9 protein-coding genes are annotated in these 17,772 nt (G+C 66.8%); 5 read left to right on the top strand and 4 right to left on the bottom strand.

Annotated elements, in window-relative coordinates:
- Positions 1-40: 40 nt before the first annotated feature.
- The 3 genes from cysN to cysQ are packed head-to-tail and all read right to left on the bottom strand — an operon-like array spanning position 41 to position 3,773.
- The gene (gene cysN, locus K8P63_RS01435) at positions 41-1,969 is read right to left on the bottom strand and encodes a sulfate adenylyltransferase subunit CysN (protein WP_317629336.1); all 1,929 of its coding nucleotides are present in this window, start codon (positions 1,967-1,969) and stop codon (positions 41-43) included.
- Between the two features lie 56 nt (positions 1,970-2,025).
- The gene (gene cysD, locus K8P63_RS01430; RefSeq protein WP_223798113.1) at positions 2,026-2,931 is read right to left on the bottom strand and encodes a sulfate adenylyltransferase subunit CysD; all 906 of its coding nucleotides are present in this window, start codon (positions 2,929-2,931) and stop codon (positions 2,026-2,028) included.
- A complete protein-coding gene (cysQ, locus tag K8P63_RS01425; protein ID WP_223798112.1) occupies positions 2,928-3,773 on the bottom strand; it encodes a 3'(2'),5'-bisphosphate nucleotidase CysQ in 846 nt (281 codons plus the stop codon). The genes cysD and cysQ overlap by 4 nt, the downstream gene beginning before the upstream one ends.
- Before the next feature lie 364 nt (positions 3,774-4,137).
- On the opposite strand from cysQ, the gene rpoB reads away from it, so the two are divergent.
- The 5 genes from rpoB (at position 4,138) to K8P63_RS01400 (ending at position 15,819) form a co-directional block, all read left to right on the top strand.
- Positions 4,138-8,289 carry a DNA-directed RNA polymerase subunit beta gene (gene rpoB / locus K8P63_RS01420; protein ID WP_223798111.1) on the top strand — a complete coding sequence of 1,384 codons (4,152 nt, stop codon included), beginning with the start codon at positions 4,138-4,140 and terminating at the stop codon, positions 8,287-8,289.
- A 77-nt stretch (positions 8,290-8,366) separates the two neighbouring features.
- A complete protein-coding gene (rpoC, locus tag K8P63_RS01415) occupies positions 8,367-12,641 on the top strand; it encodes a DNA-directed RNA polymerase subunit beta' (protein WP_223798110.1) in 4,275 nt (1,424 codons plus the stop codon).
- Between the two features lie 193 nt (positions 12,642-12,834).
- Positions 12,835-15,219 carry a TonB-dependent receptor gene (locus tag K8P63_RS01410; protein WP_449618973.1) on the top strand — a complete coding sequence of 795 codons (2,385 nt, stop codon included), beginning with the start codon at positions 12,835-12,837 and terminating at the stop codon, positions 15,217-15,219.
- A 71-nt stretch (positions 15,220-15,290) separates the two neighbouring features.
- A complete protein-coding gene (locus K8P63_RS01405) occupies positions 15,291-15,521 on the top strand; it encodes a hypothetical protein (RefSeq protein ID WP_223798108.1) in 231 nt (76 codons plus the stop codon).
- Between the two features lie 55 nt (positions 15,522-15,576).
- Entirely contained in the window at positions 15,577-15,819 is a 243-nt protein-coding gene (locus tag K8P63_RS01400) for a hypothetical protein (protein WP_223798107.1), read from the top strand.
- Between the two features lie 108 nt (positions 15,820-15,927).
- On the opposite strand, the gene K8P63_RS01395 is transcribed toward K8P63_RS01400, so the two are convergent.
- Positions 15,928-17,673, bottom strand: a complete 1,746-nt coding sequence (locus K8P63_RS01395; protein ID WP_223798106.1) for a fatty acyl-AMP ligase — start codon at positions 17,671-17,673, stop codon at positions 15,928-15,930.
- Positions 17,674-17,772: the final 99 nt, after the last annotated feature.

Here is a 17,772-nt window from a genome sequence, read left to right as displayed (position 1 = left end):
GCCGCCATGCTGGGGCAACCGCGGGAGCGCCGTCAACCCGTCAGGGGATGAGGTAGCGCACGATCAATTCCGCCGCCTCGTCCGCCGTCATCGTGCTGGTGTCGATGCGGATTTCGGGGGCGTCGGGGGCTTCGTAGGGGCTGTCGATGCCGGTGAAGTTCTTCAGCGTGCCCGCGCGCGCCTTGGCATACAGGCCCTTCACGTCGCGCGCCTCGGCGTCGGCCAGCGGCGTGTCGATATGGATCTCGACGAACTCGCCCGCGGGCAGCATGCTGCGCACCATCGCGCGCTCGGCGCGGAAGGGCGAGATGAAAGCGGTCAGCACGATCAGCCCGGCATCGGCCATCAGCCGCGCGACTTCGCCGACGCGTCGGATATTCTCGACCCGGTCGGCATCGGTAAAACCCAGATCGCGGTTGAGCCCGTGGCGCACATTGTCGCCGTCGAGCAGGAAGGTGTGGCGGTTCATCCGCGCCAGCTTCTGCTCGACCAGATCGGCGATGGTCGACTTGCCTGCGCCGGACAGGCCCGTGAACCACAAAACCGCCGGCTGCTGGTGCTTGAGCGCGGCGTGATGCTCGCGCGTGCGCTCGGTCGCCTGACGGTGGATATTCTGCGCGCGGCGCAGCGCGAAGTGCAGCATGCCCGCAGCGACGGTGGCGTTGGTCAGCTTGTCGATCAGGATGAAGCCGCCGAGCGTGCGATCCTCGGCATAAGGCGCGAACACCAACGGGCGGTCGGTCGACAGATTGGCGACGCCGATCGCGTTCAGCTCCAGCGTCTTCGCCGCAAGATGCTCCAGCGTGTTGACGTTGACCTGATATTTGGGCGGCTGCACCGTGGCGGACACGGTCTGCGTCGCCGATTGCAGCCAGTAGGCACGGCCGGGCAGCAGCGCTTCCTCCGCCATCCACACGATCGTCGCCTCGAACTGGTCGGCGGCCTCGGGCGGGGCATCGGCGGCGGCGATGACGTCGCCACGGCTGCAGTCGACCTCGTCCGCCAGCGTCAGCGTGACCGACTGGCCCGCGACCGCCTCAGCCAGATCGCCGTCGAGCGTGACGATGCGCGCGACGGTCGAGGTCCGCCCCGACGGCAACACGCGCACCGCATCGCCCGGCCGCACCGTGCCGGCGCCGATCAGCCCCGAGAAGCCGCGGAAATCGAGATTGGGCCGGTTGACCCACTGCACCGGCAGCCGAAACGGCCTGGCCTGATCGGCGGTGGCGTCGACCTCGACCGCCTCCAAATGCGCCATCAGCGTCGGCCCGTCATACCATGGCGTGTTGGCCGAGCGCGCGGTGATGTTGTCGCCGACGAAGCCCGAGATCGGGATCGGCGTGAAGCCCTCGATCCCGATCGACTGCGCGAAGGCGGCATAATCGGCGACGATCGCGTCGTAGGTCGGCTGGTCGTAGCCGACCAGGTCCATCTTGTTGACCGCGAGTACCAGATGGCGGACGCCGATCAGGTGCGCGAGGTAGCTGTGCCGCCGCGTCTGCGTCAGCACGCCCTTGCGCGCGTCGATCAGGATGACGGCGAGATCGGCGGTCGATGCGCCGGTCACCATGTTGCGCGTATATTGTTCGTGGCCGGGCGTGTCGGCGACGATGAACTTGCGCCGGTCGGTCGCGAAGAACCGGTAGGCGACGTCGATCGTGATGCCCTGCTCGCGCTCGGCGGCGAGGCCGTCAACCAGCAAGGCGAAGTCGATATTCTGCCCCTGCGTGCCGACGCGCTTCGAATCCGCCTCGAGCGCCGCCAGCTGATCCTCGAAGATCATCTTCGAATCGTAGAGCAGGCGGCCGATCAGCGTCGACTTCCCGTCGTCGACGCTGCCGCAGGTGATGAAGCGCAGCAAGCTCTTGTGGCGATGCCGCTCGAGATAGGCGTCGATGTCCGCCGCGATCAGCGCGTCGGCCTGATAGGCATTGTCGTCGCCCCGGCGAAGGCCGGGGTCCAGGTCCACGTCAGCGGCTGGATCCCGGCCTTCGCCGGGATGACGGGAAAGCGGAGCATCGCTCATCAGAAATAGCCCTCCTGCTTCTTCTTCTCCATGCTCGCGCTGCCGGCGTCGCGATCGATCGCGCGGCCCTGTCGCTCGGACGTGGTGGTCAGGAGCATCTCCTGGATCACCTCGGGCAGGGTCGTCGCCTCGCTCTCGACCGCGCCGGTGAGCGGGTAGCAGCCCAGCGTGCGGAAGCGGATCGAGCGCTCGACCGGCACCTCGCCGGGCGCAAGGCGGAAGCGATCGTCGTCGACCATCAGCAGCAGCCCGTCGCGCTCCACCGTCGGGCGCTTCGCCGCGAAATAGAGCGGGACGATCGGGATGCTCTCGAGATGGATATATTGCCAGATGTCGAGCTCGGTCCAGTTGGAGATCGGGAAGACGCGGATGCTCTCACCCTTCGCATGGCGGGCATTGTAGAGGTTCCATAGTTCGGGCCGCTGGTTCTTCGGATCCCAGCGGTGCGCGGCCGAACGGAACGAGAAGATGCGCTCCTTGGCGCGGCTCTTCTCCTCGTCGCGGCGCGCGCCGCCGAACGCCGCGTCGAAGCCATGCTGGTCGAGCGCCTGCTTCAGCCCCTCGGTCTTCCACAGGTCGGTGTGGAGGCTGCCATGGTCGAACGGGTTGATGCCGCGCGCCATCGCGTCGGGATTGCGGTGGACGATCAGCTCCATCCCGCTCTCGGCCGCCATGCGGTCGCGCAGCGCGTACATGTCCCCGAATTTCCACGTCGTATCGACATGGAGCAAAGGGAAAGGCGGCGGCGACGGATAGAAGGCCTTGCGCGCAAGGTGCAGCATCACCGCCGAATCCTTGCCGACCGAATAGAGCATCACCGGCCGCTCGGCGGTAGCGACCACCTCGCGCAGGATGTGGATGCTCTCGGCCTCCAGCCGCTGCAAATGGGTCAGCGCGGCGCTCATGCCCGCACCCCCGGCACGGTCGGCGCATCGGGATAATGATCGCGCAAGGGCACCGCCGTGCAGCGGCCGGCGGCGACGAAGCCCGGATTGAAGAAATGCGGCTTGCCATAGGCCAGCGGCGCGCCGTCGAGATCGAAGGTCATGCCGCCCGCCGCGCGCAGCACCGCATCGCCCGCGGCCGTGTCCCACTCCATCGTCGGCCCGGCGCGCGGATAGATGTCCGCCTCACCCGCCGCCACCAGCACGAACTTGAGGCTGGAGCCGACCGACAGGCGTGCGCCGGCCTTGCAGGCGGTGAGGTAGGATTCGGTCGCGGGGGTGCCGTGCGATTTGGATGCGACCGCGCGCAACCCGCCCGCGGGCGCAGTGCAGGCGATGCGGCGCACCTCGTCGGCGGCTCCGTCGACTGGCTGGGTCGCCTGCCACGCCTCGCCCGCCACCACGTCGCCCCAAAACAGACGGGCGCGGGCGGGGGCGTAGACGACCCCCAGCACCGGCGCGCCCCGCTCGATCAGCGCGATGTTGACGGTGAAGTCGTCGCCGCCGCCGACATATTCCTTGGTGCCGTCGAGTGGATCGACCAGAAAGAAGCGGTCGCCCGCCTGCGGGATGCGGCCGGCGGCGGCTTCCTCCTCCGCCACAACCGGCACGCCCGGCGCGACCGCTGCCAGATGGCGCAGGACGATCGCCTCGGCCTCGCGATCGGCGGCGGTGACGGGGGAATGGTCGGCCTTCTCCTCGGCGTGGACGCCCGCCGCGCGGTGGCGCAGCACGGCGGCGCCGGCCTCGACCGCGGCGGTACGGAGGGAGTCGAGAAGATCGGACGGAGACGGATCGGGCATGGCGGCGATATGGAAGCGCGCGCCGCCGCTGATAAGACGGATTGTGCTATCGCGGCGGCAAGCGAAGGTTTCAGCGTCCGGTCGCACCCCCTTTACCTCCGTTGAAAAATCCCTACATGGCAAAGCGACGATGCGGGAGTCGCGTATGACGCCCCATCCTCCGTCCCGCCTCGGGACACGGCCCGGTTAGCGCACGGGCCGCGACGAATTGGGGCGACGGAGGACTTCCCAGACGCTGCAGTGCGGTTCCGATGGCCCGGATCCGCACTTTTTTGCGTGGAATGCACCCCACGCTTCGGCCGCGTTTCCGCAGCGAGGCGGAAGAAATCTGATCCGGCTCCGTCCGGCACCAAGAGGAAGATCGATGGCGACTCAGGCCCTCCCCCCCGCGCTGACTGCAGCGAAGAAGCGCATCCGCAAGGTCTTCGGCAACATCCACGAAGTCGTGCAGATGCCGAACCTGATCGAGGTGCAGCGCGAAAGCTACGAGCAGTTCCTGCGCTCCGATCCCTCGATCGGCTACATTTCGGGTCTCGAGAAGACCCTGCGCTCGGTCTTCCCGATCCGCGACTTCGCCGGCACCGCCGAGCTCGATTTCGTGACCTACGAGCTGGAAGAGCCGAAGTACGACATCGACGAGTGCCGCCAGCGCGGCATCACCTTCGCGGCGCCGATGCGCGTGACGCTGCGCCTGATCGTGTTCGAGGTCGACGCCGACACCGACACCCGCTCCGTGCTCGATATCAAGGAGCAGGACGTCTACATGGGCGACATGCCGCTCATGACGCAGAACGGCACGTTCATCATCAACGGCACCGAGCGCGTGATCGTCTCGCAGATGCACCGTTCGCCGGGCGTGCTGTTCGACCATGACCGCGGCAAGACCCACGCCTCGGGCAAGTATCTCTTCGCGGCGCGCGTGATCCCGTATCGTGGCTCGTGGCTCGATTTCGAGTTCGACGCCAAGGACATCGTCAACGTCCGCATCGACCGCAAGCGCAAGCTGCCGGTGACGACCCTGCTCTACGCGCTGGGCCTGAACGACGAGGAAATCCTCACCCACTTCTACCGCACGCAGCGCTACGTTCGTGGCGATGGCGGGTGGAAGGTGCCGTTCGTCTCCGAGAATTGGCGCGGCCAGAAGCCGGGCTTCGATGTCGTCAATGGCGACACCGGCGAGGTCGTCTTCCCCGCGAACACCAAGATTTCCCCGCGCGCGGCCAACAAGGCGGCGAAGGACGGGCTGACGACGCTGCTGATCCCGACCGAAGAGATTTACGGTCGCTATTCGGCGTTCGAGCTGATCGACGAAGCCACCGGCCGCATCTACATCGAGGCCGGCGACGAGGTTACGCCCGAGAATCTCGAGAAGCTCGACGGCGCCGGCTTCGACCATGTCGACCTGCTCGACATCGACCACATCTCGACCGGCGCATGGATGCGCAATACGCTCAAGGCCGACAAGGTCGAGGAGCGCGATCATGCGCTGTCCGAAATCTATCGCGTCATGCGCCCCGGCGAGCCGCCGACGAAGGAGACCGCCGAGGCGCTGTTCGCCGGCCTGTTCTTCGATCCCGAGCGCTACGACCTGTCGGCCGTCGGCCGCGTGAAGCTCAACATGCGTCTCGACCTCGACGTCGAGGACACGGTCACGACGCTGCGCACCGAGGATATCCTCGCGGTGGTCAAGACGCTGGTCAACCTGAAGGACGGCCGCGGCGAGATCGACGACATCGACAATCTCGGCAACCGCCGCGTGCGTTCGGTGGGCGAGCTGCTCGAGAACCAGTATCGCGTCGGCCTGCTCCGCATGGAGCGCGCGGTGAAGGAGCGCATGAGCTCGGTCGACGTGTCGACCGTCATGCCGAACGACCTGATCAACGCGAAGCCCGCGGTCGCCGCGGTGCGCGAATTCTTCGGTTCGTCGCAGCTGTCGCAGTTCATGGACCAGACCAACCCGCTCTCCGAAGTGACGCACAAGCGTCGCGTCTCGGCGCTCGGGCCGGGCGGTCTCACGCGTGAGCGCGCGGGCTTCGAAGTCCGCGACGTCCACCCGACCCACTATGGCCGCATCTGCCCGATCGAGACGCCAGAAGGCCCGAACATCGGCCTGATCAACTCGCTCGCGTCGTTCAGCCGCGTAAACAAGTATGGCTTCATCGAGACGCCGTACCGCAAGATCATCGACGGCAAGGTGACGAACGACGTCGTCTATCTGTCGGCGATGGAAGAAGCCAAGCACACGATCGCGCAGGCCAATGCCGAGCTCGACGCCGAGGGCCATTTCCAGGAGGATCTGGTCTCGGCACGCGAGAGCGGCGAGTTCCTGATGGCGCCGCGCGGCCACATCACGCTGATGGACGTCAGCCCCAAGCAGCTCGTGTCGGTCGCGGCCTCGCTCATTCCCTTCCTGGAGAATGACGACGCCAACCGCGCGCTGATGGGCTCGAACATGCAGCGCCAGGCCGTGCCGCTGGTCAAGGCCGAGGCGCCGTTCGTCGGCACCGGCATGGAGGAGACGGTCGCCCGCGACAGCGGCGCCGCCATCGCCGCCCGCCGGCTGGGCATCGTCGACCAGGTCGACGCCGCCCGCATCGTGGTGCGCGCCACCGGCGACATCGATGCCGGCAAGTCGGGCGTCGACATCTACACGCTGATGAAGTTCCAGCGCTCGAACCAGTCGACCTGCATCAACCAGCGTCCGCTGGTGAAGGTGGGCGACGTGGTGAAGGCGGGCGACATCATCGCCGACGGCCCGTCGACCGAGTTCGGCGAGCTGGCGCTGGGCCGCAACACCCTCGTCGCGTTCATGCCGTGGAACGGCTACAACTACGAGGATTCGATCCTGATCTCCGAGCGGATCGTGAAGGACGACGTGTTCACGTCGATCCACATCGACGAGTTCGAGGTGATGGCCCGCGATACGAAGCTCGGGCCGGAGGACATCACCCGCGACATCCCGAACGTGGGTGAAGAGGCGCTGCGCAACCTCGACGAGGCGGGCATCGTCTATGTCGGGGCCGAGGTCGAGCCGGGCGACATCCTCGCCGGCAAGATCACGCCGAAGGGCGAAAGCCCGATGACGCCGGAAGAGAAGCTGCTCCGCGCCATCTTCGGCGAAAAGGCGTCCGACGTGCGCGACACCTCGCTGCGCCTGCCGCCGGGCGTGTCCGGCACGGTGGTCGACGTCCGCGTCTTCAACCGTCACGGCATCGACAAGGACGAGCGCGCGCTCGCGATCGAGCGCGAGGAGATCGACCGCCTGACCAAGGACCGCGAGGACGAACGCGCGATCCTCAACCGCGCATCGTGGTCGCGCCTGCGCGAGATGCTGACCGGCCAGACGGTCGTGTCGGGTCCGAAGGGCGTCCGCAAGGGCGCGGTGATCGACGAGACCCTGCTCGACGAGGTCGAGAAGCGCGACTGGTGGAAGTTCGCCGTCGCCGACGATGCCCGCCAGAGCGATCTGGAAGCGGTCAAGGCGCAGTATGACGATGCCGTCGCCGCGATCGTCCGCAAGTTCGACGACCGCGTCGAGAAGCTGCAGCGCGGCGACGAGCTGCCGCCGGGCGTGCTGAAGATGGTCAAGGTGTTCGTCGCGGTGAAGCGCAAGCTGCAGCCGGGCGACAAGATGGCCGGCCGTCACGGCAACAAGGGCGTCATCAGCCGCATCCTGCCGATCGAGGACATGCCGTTCCTGGAGGACGGCACCCACGTCGACATCGTGCTGAACCCGCTCGGCGTGCCGAGCCGCATGAACGTCGGCCAGATCTTCGAGACGCATCTCGGCTGGGCCTCGCGTGGCCTGGGCAAGCAGATCACCGAGGCGCTGGAGGATTGGCGCGAAGCCAATCCGAACGCGTCCGGCGGTGCTGCCCCCGAGGCGGTCGTGGCGCGGCTGAAGGACGTCTACGGTCCGCAATATCACGACGAGATCGACGCGCTTTCGGGCGATCAGGTCGTCGAGATGGCGGGGCTGCTGAAGAACGGCGTGCCGATGGCGACCCCGGTGTTCGACGGTGCGCGCGAGGCGGACGTGTCGGCGATGCTGACCAAGGCGGGCTATGCCACGTCGGGCCAGTCGACGCTGTATGACGGCCGCTCGGGCGAGGCGTTCGATCGCAAGGTGACCGTCGGCTACATCTACATGCTGAAGCTGCACCACCTTGTGGACGACAAGATCCACGCACGTTCGATCGGGCCGTACAGCCTCGTCACCCAGCAGCCGCTGGGCGGCAAGGCGCAGTTCGGCGGCCAGCGCTTCGGCGAGATGGAGGTGTGGGCGCTCCAGGCCTATGGCGCCGCCTACACGCTGCAGGAGATGCTGACGGTGAAGTCCGACGACGTGGTCGGCCGCACCAAGGTCTACGAGGCGATCGTCAAGGGCGACGATACGTTCGAGGCCGGCATCCCCGAGAGCTTCAACGTGCTCGTCAAGGAAATGCGCTCGCTCGGCCTTAACGTCGACCTCACCACCAACGAGGACGGCGACGACCTGGCCGAAGCGGCGGAGTGATCCAGCGGAGCGTCGCCCGATGCGGGCGGCGCTCCTGATCGCCGCGCGATGTTTTCCCTCCCAGTGAGGACTTGAAAATGAACGAACTGACCAATTTCGCCAATCCGGTCGCGAAGGCCGAGACCTTCGACCAGATCAAGATCGGCATCGCCTCGCCCGACCGCATCCGCTCGTGGAGCTTCGGCGAGATCAAGAAGCCCGAGACGATCAACTATCGCACGTTCAAGCCCGAGCGTGACGGCCTGTTCTGCGCGCGCATCTTCGGTCCGATCAAGGATTACGAGTGCCTGTGCGGCAAGTACAAGCGCATGAAGTACAAGGGCATCGTCTGCGAGAAGTGCGGCGTCGAGGTCACCGTCTCGAAGGTCCGCCGCGAGCGGATGGGCCATATCGAGCTCGCCGCCCCGGTCGCGCACATCTGGTTCCTGAAGTCGCTGCCGTCGCGCATAGGCCTGCTGCTCGACATGCAGCTCAAGCAGCTCGAGCGCGTGCTGTATTTCGAGGCCTATGTGGTGATCGAGCCGGGCCTGACCCCGCTCGAAAAGTATCAGCTCCTCACCGAGGACGAGCTGCTCACCGCGCAGGACGAATATGGCGAGGACGCCTTCTCCGCCGGGATCGGCGCCGAAGCGGTCAAGCAGATGCTCATCGATCTCGACCTCGAGGGCGAGCGTGACGCGCTGCTCAAGGAGCTGGCCGAGACGAAGTCCGAGCTGAAGCCCAAGAAGATCATCAAGCGGCTGAAGGTCGTCGAGAGCTTCATCGATTCGGGCAACCGCCCGGAGTGGATGATCCTCGACGTCGTGCCGGTCATCCCGCCCGAGCTGCGCCCGCTGGTGCCGCTGGATGGCGGCCGCTTCGCGACCTCCGATCTCAACGATTTGTATCGTCGCGTCATCAACCGCAACAACCGCCTCAAGCGGCTGATGGAGCTGCGCGCGCCGGACATCATCGTCCGCAACGAGAAGCGCATGCTGCAGGAGTCGGTCGACGCCTTGTTCGACAATGGTCGTCGCGGCCGCACGATCACGGGCGCCAACAAGCGTCCGCTGAAGTCGCTGTCCGACATGCTGAAGGGCAAGCAGGGCCGCTTCCGCCAGAATCTGCTCGGCAAGCGCGTCGACTATTCGGGCCGTTCGGTGATCGTGACCGGTCCCGAGCTCAAGCTGCACCAGTGCGGCCTGCCGAAGAAGATGGCGCTCGAGCTGTTCAAGCCGTTCATCTACGCGCGCCTCGACGCCAAGGGCCTCAGCATGACGCTGAAGCAGGCGAAGAAGTGGGTCGAGAAGGAGCGCAAGGAAGTCTGGGACATCCTCGACGAGGTGATCCGCGAGCATCCGGTGCTGCTCAATCGCGCGCCGACGCTCCACCGTCTCGGCATCCAGGCGTTCGAGCCCGTGCTGATCGAGGGCAAGGCGATCCAGCTCCACCCGCTGGTCTGCTCTGCGTTCAACGCCGACTTCGACGGCGACCAGATGGCCGTCCACGTTCCGCTGAGCCTAGAGGCGCAGCTGGAAGCGCGCGTGCTGATGATGTCGACCAACAACATCCTCTCGCCCGCCAACGGCAAGCCGATCATCGTGCCGTCGCAGGACATGGTGCTTGGCCTCTATTACCTGTCGATGCTCAAGGAGAATGAGCCCGGCGAGGGAATGGCGATCGGCGACATGCCCGAGGTGCATCAGGCGCTCAACGCCGGCGCGGTGACGCTCCATACCCGGATCACCACCCGCGTCCCGCAGACCGACGAGAATGGCCAGACCTACCTCAAGCGGGTCGAGACCACGCCGGGCCGCATGCTGATCGCCGAGACGCTGCCGAAGAGCCACAAGGTGCCGTTCGAGACGGTCAACCGCCTGCTGACCAAGAAGGAGATCGGCGACGTCATCGACATCGTCTATCGCCACACCGGCCAGAAGGAGACGGTGCTGTTCGCCGACGGCATCATGAGCCTCGGCTTCCGCCACGCGTTCAAGGCGGGCATCTCGTTCGGCAAGGACGACATGGTGATCCCGGCGGCGAAGGAGCCGCTGGTCGACGAGACGCGCTCGCTCGTGAAGGATTACGAGCAGCAATATCAGGACGGCCTGATCACCCAGCAGGAAAAGTACAACAAGGTGATCGACGCCTGGTCGCGCTGCGGCGACCGCGTGGCGGCCGAGATGATGAAGGAGATCCAGGCGGTCAAGAAGACCGACGACGGTCGTGAGGCGCCGATCAACGCCATCTACATGATGGCGCATTCGGGCGCGCGTGGTTCGCAGGCGCAGATCAAGCAGCTTGCCGGCATGCGCGGCCTGATGGCCAAGCCGTCGGGCGAGATCATCGAGACGCCGATCATCTCGAACTTCAAGGAAGGCCTGACCGTCCTCGAATATTTCAACTCCACCCACGGCGCCCGCAAGGGTCTCGCGGATACGGCGTTGAAGACCGCCAACTCCGGTTACCTCACCCGCCGTCTGGTCGACGTGTCGCAGGATTGCGTCGTCGTCGAGCTCGACTGCGGCACCGAGCGGGCGCTGGAGATGCGTGCGATCGTGCAGGGCGGTGCGACCATCGCCTCGCTCGGCGAGCGCATCCTCGGCCGCACCACGGCGGAGGACATCGTCGACTCCAAGACGGGTGACGTCGTCGCGCCTGAGGGCACTTTGCTCGACGAGGCGCTCGTCGCCAAGATCGAGGCGGTGGCTCCGCAGGCCGTGAAGATCCGCAGCCCGCTGGTCTGCGAATCGAAGGGCGGCGTCTGCGCGGCCTGCTACGGACGCGATCTCGCCCGCGGCACGCCGGTCAACATCGGCGAGGCGGTGGGCGTCATCGCCGCGCAGTCGATCGGCGAGCCGGGCACGCAGCTGACGATGCGGACCTTCCACATCGGCGGCGCGGCGCAGCTCAACGAGCAGTCGAACCTTGAGGCGGTGGCCGACGGCACGATCCAGTATCGTGACGTTCCGACCATCCTCAACCCGCGCGGGCAGCGTGTCACGCTGTCGCGTTCGGGCGAGATCGCGATCGTCGACATGGACGGGCGCGAGCGTTCGACCCATCGCCTGCCCTACGGCGCGCAGATCCTGTACGAGGACGGCCATATCGTCACCAAGGGCGATCGTATCGCCCAGTGGGATCCGGCCTACATGCCGGTCATCACCGACAAGAAGGGCATGGTCCGCTTCCAGGATCTGATCGAGAACCGCACCGTGCGCGAGGAATCGGACGAGACGACCGGTCTCACCCAGCGCGTCGTGCTCGAGGATCAGGGCCGTTCCAAGAAGGACGACCTGCGCCCGCGCATCACGCTGCTGGACGAGCAGTCGGGCGAGGCCGGCATCAGCCGCCTGGCACCGGGCGCGGTCATCGCGGTCGAGGACGGGCAGATGGTCGAGGCCGGCGAAGTGCTGGCACGCGTTCCGCGCGAAGCGGCGCGTACCCGCGACATCACCGGCGGTCTGCCGCGCGTCGCCGAGCTCTTCGAGGCGCGCAAGCCCAAGGAGAATGCGATCATCGCCAAGGTCTCCGGTCGGGTCGAGTTCGGCAAGGACTACAAGGCCAAGCGCAAGGTCATCATCCGTCCGGACGATGGCTCGGAGCCGGTCGAGTATCTGGTGCCGAAGTCGAAGACGATCGACGCGCAGGAAGGCGATTACGTCAAGCGCGGCGACAATCTGATCGGCGGCTCGCCCGATCCGCACGACATTCTCGAGGTGCTCGGCATCGAGCCGCTCGCGGAATATCTCGTGTCGGAAATCCAGGAGGTCTATCGTCTGCAGGGCGTGAAGATCAACGACAAGCACATCGAGACGATCGTCCGTCAGATGCTGCAGAAGGTCGAGATCACCGCGGCCGGCGACACCACCCTGCTCCCTGGCGAGCAGGTGGATCGCGAGGAGATGGACGAGGTCAACGCCAAGGCGGCGCTGACCGGCGGCGCTCCGGCGGAAGGCAAGCCGATCCTGCTGGGCATCACCAAGGCCTCGCTGCAGACGCGCTCGTTCATCTCGGCGGCGTCGTTCCAGGAGACGACCCGCGTCCTCACCGAGGCTTCGGTGCAGGGCAAGATCGACACGCTGAACGGCCTCAAGGAGAATGTGATCGTCGGCCGTCTCATCCCCGCCGGCACCGGCGCGGGCATGAACCGGCTGCGCGTCACCGCGACGTCGCGCGACGCGGCGCTGCGCGCCTCGCACCGCGGCCTCGCCGCCTCGCTGGTGGCGCCGGAGAGTGCGGCCGAGGAGCATGCCGCCGAGCTCGCGCGCACCCCGCGTGACTCGACCGGCACCGGCAGCGATCCGCTGGCCGAGGTCGTGGCGACCGGCCACGGCACCGATGCCGATGCGGGCGACTATCTGAACAGCTGATCGTCCCCCGCGACGATCCTCGAAACGACGCCGCCACCCTACCGGGTGGCGGCGTTTTTCGTATGTGGCGTTCCCGTCCGAAGCGGTCGTTTTATGGACCCGGCGGCGCAAGTTCTGATATGGCAGGGCAACTTAGCGCGAACCGCCGCGTGCCTGAGGCACCGCGAGCCGCGCGCACGGGGGGATAATGACGATGACGATGCGCCGCCTTCTGCTGGCGACGATCTGTGCCTGCTGCGCGGCGATGCCGGCCCTGGCACAAGCCGATGCGGTGCCCGCACCGGCCAGCAATACCGCGCAGGCGGCTCCGTCGAGCGATCCGCAGGGCCTGCCCGACGTCATCGTCACCGCGCGCCGCCGCAACGAGGATGCGCAGAGCGTACCGGGATCGCTGTCGGTGGTGGGCGGCGCGCTGCTCGACCGATCCTACACGGTCAACACCCAGCAATTGCAGCAGCTCGTCCCCAGCCTCAGCTACAGCTCGGCCAACCCGCGCAACACCGCCTTCACCATCCGCGGGCTGGGCAGCAGCGTCGTAGCGGTCAGCCAGTCGAACGACGGGCTGGAGCCGGGCGTCGGCTATTATGTCGACCAGGTCTATCACGGCCGCCCGGCGACGGCGGCGTTCGATTTGTCCGACATCGACCAGGTCGAGGTGTTGCGCGGGCCGCAGGGCACGCTGTTCGGCAAGAACAGCACCGCCGGCGCGATCAACGTCACCACGCGCGCGCCCACCTTCACGCCCGAGGCCTATGAGGAGGTGTCGGTCGGCAGCCGCAATTTCGTGCAGGCCAAGGCGGCGGCATCCTTCCCGATCAGCGACACGCTCGCGGCGCGCATCTCCGGCCTGTCGACCCGCTCCGACGGCTTCATCCACAACATCCGCACCGGCGCGGACCAGAACGGGATCGGCAATCAAGCAGTGCGCGCGCAATTGTTGTTCAAGCCCGACGACGTTTTCAAGGTGCGGCTGATCGCCGATTTCACCAATTTCGAATCCGAATGCTGCACGCAGGTCTTCTACAAGGTCGCGCCGACGCTGAAGGCGGCCGCGCGCCAATATGCCGCGTTGGCGGCGAACGTGCCGGGCGGCGCCTACGTCTTCCCCAGCACCAACCCGTATGACCGCGTGACCGACATCGACGCGGCGCTTGGCGTGAACACCAACGAGGGCGGGGTTTCCGCCATCGCCGACTGGGACGTCGGGCCGGTCACGCTCACCTCGGTCAGCGCGTGGCGCTTCTGGAACTGGGATGCGGCGAACGACCGCGATTATACCGGAATCCAGATCCAGACGTCGCAGCACATCCCCTCGCGGCAGGATCAATATAGCCAGGAGCTGCGCTTCGCCTCGAACGGCGATCACCGCCTGTCCTATGTCGGCGGCCTGTATTTCCTGCGGCAGAAGCTGGTCGGCCACCCGATCTCGATCTACGGATCGCAGGCGACCTACTGGCTGCTCGGGCCGGCCAGCACCTATCCCGCCAACCTGCTCGACGGCTATGGCACGAACGGCACGACCGATTTCCGCTCGAACAGCTATGCCGCGTTCGGCGAGGTCAACTGGCGGCCGGTCAACCGGCTGACGCTGACCGGCGGCCTGCGCTACACCTACGAGGACAAGGCCGGCGATTATTCGACCTACGTCTTCGGAGGGACGACGCCGACCACCACGGCGCAGGCCAATGCCAAGCTGTCGATCCTGCGGCCGCAGGCCTATTCGGCGAGCGTCCACGATGGCGCGGTCACCGGGCGCGCTAACGCCGCCTATCAGCTGACCACCAACATCCTCGGCTATGTGAGCTTCGCGCGCGGCGAGAAATCGGGCGGCATCAACATGTCGGGCCTCGCGCTCGACAATAACAGCAACCCCGCGCTCAACACCGCCGTCGTGCGGCCGGAGAAGAACACCAGCTACGAGATCGGGCTGAAGACGCGATTGTTCGACAATCATCTGATCGCCAACATCGACGGCTATTACAACAAGGTCACCGATTTCCAGACCAACGTCACCGACACCAATGCCGCCGCCGCGTTGCGCACCTATCTCGCCAATATCCCGAAGGTGACGGTGCGCGGTGCCGAGGTCGACCTGACCGCGCTCGTCACGCGCCGGCTGACGCTGCGCGCGAGCGGCGCCTATACCGACGGCAAATATAACAGTTATGCCAACGGCCCCTGCCCGATCGAGCGGATCGGCAGCGCCACCGCGGTGTGCGACCTGAGCGGCCAGCGCCTCTCCAGCCTGTCCAAATATGCGATGACGCTCGGCGCGGATTACGAGCTGCCGCTGGACGACCGGCACGGCCTGATCCTCCACGCCGATTCCAGCACGCGCAGCAACCAGCTCGGCGACCCGACCGGATCGGCCTATACCCGCATCCCCGGCTACACGATCGTCAACGGCAGCCTCGCCTTCCGGGTCAAGGCGGGCTGGGAGGTGGCGGTGTTCGCGCGCAACCTGTTCGACAAGAACTATATCCAGAACGTCACGATCCAGGCGGGCAATTCGGGGCTGATCCTGGCGACGCCGAGCGAGCCGCGCCTGATCGGCGTGACCTTCCGCGCGCGCCAGTAAGCCCACCCGGATGCGGCGAGCCGAGCGCGGCCGCCGCGCCGTCGCCGCAAAGCGGGGTTAGCCGGGGCGGCATGATCCGCCTCGCGCCATTGCTCCTGCTGTTGCTCCTGCCCGGCTGCGTGGTGAGCACCGCCGCGCATGTCGCGACCGCGCCGGTGCGCGCGACCGGGTGGACCTACGACCGGCTCACCACCAGCCAGGCCGAGGCCGACCGCAATCGCGGCCGCCAGATGCGCAAGGACGAGAAGAAGCGCGCCAAGGAGCAACGCCGCGCCGCACGCGAGGCCGCGCGCTCCTCCTGATCGGGGAACCTTCGCCGCGTCCGCGCGCTCCCCGGCCGACCAAAGGGAGGCGATAGTGGCGAACAACATGCTCGGTATGCTGGTGGGTGCGGCGATCGACCGTGAGGATGGCGACAGCGGCATCAAGGGCGCGCTCGGCGGCTATCTGGTCGAGGGCGGGCTGAAGCTGGTCGCGCCGTTGCTCGTCACCTACGCTATCGGCTGGGGCGTCCAGTACGGCATCCGCAAGGGCCTGCACGCGCTGACGGGCGACCCCGATCTGGCCAAGGGCGCGATGTCGCCCGATACGGCGGCCTGACGCGCGAGACGCCGCTGTTCTCCGGCGCAGGCCGGAGCCCAGGGCTTCAGACGGCGACGCTTGCAGCCCTGGACTCCGGCCTGCGCCGGAGCACCGAGCGAGTGTTTCCTACGCCGCCAGATCGTACAGTTCGATCTCGCCCGACAGATACAGGTTGCGCGCCTTCGAGCGGCTGAGCTTGCCCGAGCTGGTGCGCGGCAAAGTCTTCGGCGGCACCAGTTCGACCACGCAGTTCATGCCGGTAATGACGCGCACCCGCTCACGAATCTCGTCGCGTAGCCGCGTGCGTTCGGCCGGGTCGGAGGTGCGGCACTGCACCAGCACCGCCGGCGTTTCCTCGCCGCCCGGCGTGGTGATCGCGAAGGCGGCGATGTCGCCCGCCTTGAAGCCCGGCAATTGCTCCACCGCCCACTCGATATCCTGCGGCCAGTGATTCTTGCCGTTGATGATGATCATGTCCTTGGCGCGGCCGACAATGTAGATGTAGCCGTTGCTGAGGTAGCCCATGTCACCGGTATCCAGCCAGCCGTCGATAAGGCAGGCGTCGGTCGCCTCCTGATCGCGGAAATAGCCGACCATCACCGACGGGCCGCGGCACCACACCTTGCCGACGGCGCGTTCGGGCAGCGGGTGGCCATCCTCGTCGCGGATCGCGACCTCCATGTCGCGCGCCGGCTTGCCGCAATTGACGACCGCGCGATAACGCTGCGGCCGCTCGCCGGGGGCGGAGCCGCCCGATAGCTCGGTCTCCTCGACCAGTTCGACGACGATGCCCTCGCCCGGCGGCATGATCGAGACGGCGAGCGTCGCCTCGGCCAGCCCATAAGACGGCAGAAACGCCGAGGCGCGGAAGCCCGCATCGTGGAAGGCGTCGACGAACGCCTGCATCACGTCCGGCCGGATCATGTCGGCGCCGTTGCCGGCGACGCGCCAACGCGACAGATCGAACCGATCCGATGCCTTGGTCTGGCTCGACATGCGGCGTGCGCAGATATCGTAGCCGAAGGTCGGCGAATAAGAGAGCGTCGTGCCCGGATTGCGGCTGATCAGATCGAGCCACGCGAGCGGACGCCGCGCGAAATCCTCGGTCTTCAGATAATCGGTCGAAACCTGGTTGGCGACCGGCGACAGCAGACAGCCGACCAGCCCCATGTCGTGATACCAGGGCAGCCACGAAACGCAGCGGTCGCCCTCGCGCACCAGCATGCCGATCGAATGGGCGGCGAGGTTTGACAAGAGCGCGCGATGGGTGATCGCGACGCCGTGCGGGAAGCGGGTCGAGCCGCTCGAATATTGCAGATAGGCGATATCGTCGGAAGACGCTTCGGGCAGCGCGACCGGCTCGGCCGCGCTCTCCGCCAGCGCCGCATAGCTCGCGACGGCGATGCCGCGCGTCGCGGCGGCCGCCTCGGCCATCGCGGTCAGCTCGGTCGGGTGAAGCAGCAGGCACGGATCGGAGCTGGCGAGCTGGACGGCGAGCTGGTCGATATAGGCTTCCCTCCCGCCGAACGATGTCGGCAGCGGCAGCGGCACCGGCCATGCGCCGACGTAGATCGCGCCGAAGAAGGCTGCGGCGAACTCGGGGCCGGTTTCGGCGAGCAGCGCGATCCGATCGCCCTTGGCGATGCCGCGCGCGATCAGCCGGTGCGCGATCGCGACCGCGTCGGTGCGCAGCTCCGAATAGGGATAGGCGCGCACCAGCACGCCGCGCGGATCGTGGAAGTTCATTCCCCGCGCGCCGATGGCCGCATGATCGAGCGCTTCGCCCAGCGTCGAAAAATCAGCGTAGCGTCGCGCGTGATTGTCGTCGGATGGCGTGGGCGCCAGCGCGGTGTCCGCACCTGTCTTGGTCACGTCTTGTTGGGCTCCGTCCTCATCCCGCGCGCGCGGTCTTGCCAATCGTTAACCTACGATCGCAGCCGCGTTCAAATTTCGGCTCCACTGTGGCACAAT

It is taken from the genome of Sphingomonas nostoxanthinifaciens (assembly GCF_019930585.1).
Taxonomy (GTDB): Bacteria; Pseudomonadota; Alphaproteobacteria; order Sphingomonadales; family Sphingomonadaceae; genus Sphingomonas_I; species Sphingomonas_I nostoxanthinifaciens.
The sequence above is the reverse complement of the archived record's forward strand: the minus strand, read 5'-3'. Positions and strand labels throughout refer to the sequence as shown.

Excerpts from the sequence above, each read along its gene's own strand:
- cysD (WP_223798113.1), bottom strand. The coding sequence starts at position 2,931 with ATGAGCGCCGCGCTGACCCATTTGCAGCGGCTGGAGGCCGAGAGCATC.
- cysQ (WP_223798112.1), bottom strand. The coding sequence starts at position 3,773 with ATGCCCGATCCGTCTCCGTCCGATCTTCTCGACTCCCTCCGTACCGCC.
- rpoB (WP_223798111.1), top strand. The coding sequence starts at position 4,138 with ATGGCGACTCAGGCCCTCCCCCCCGCGCTGACTGCAGCGAAGAAGCGC.
- rpoC (WP_223798110.1), top strand. The coding sequence starts at position 8,367 with ATGAACGAACTGACCAATTTCGCCAATCCGGTCGCGAAGGCCGAGACC.
- K8P63_RS01410 (WP_449618973.1), top strand. The coding sequence starts at position 12,835 with ATGACGATGCGCCGCCTTCTGCTGGCGACGATCTGTGCCTGCTGCGCG.
- K8P63_RS01405 (WP_223798108.1), top strand. The coding sequence starts at position 15,291 with ATGATCCGCCTCGCGCCATTGCTCCTGCTGTTGCTCCTGCCCGGCTGC.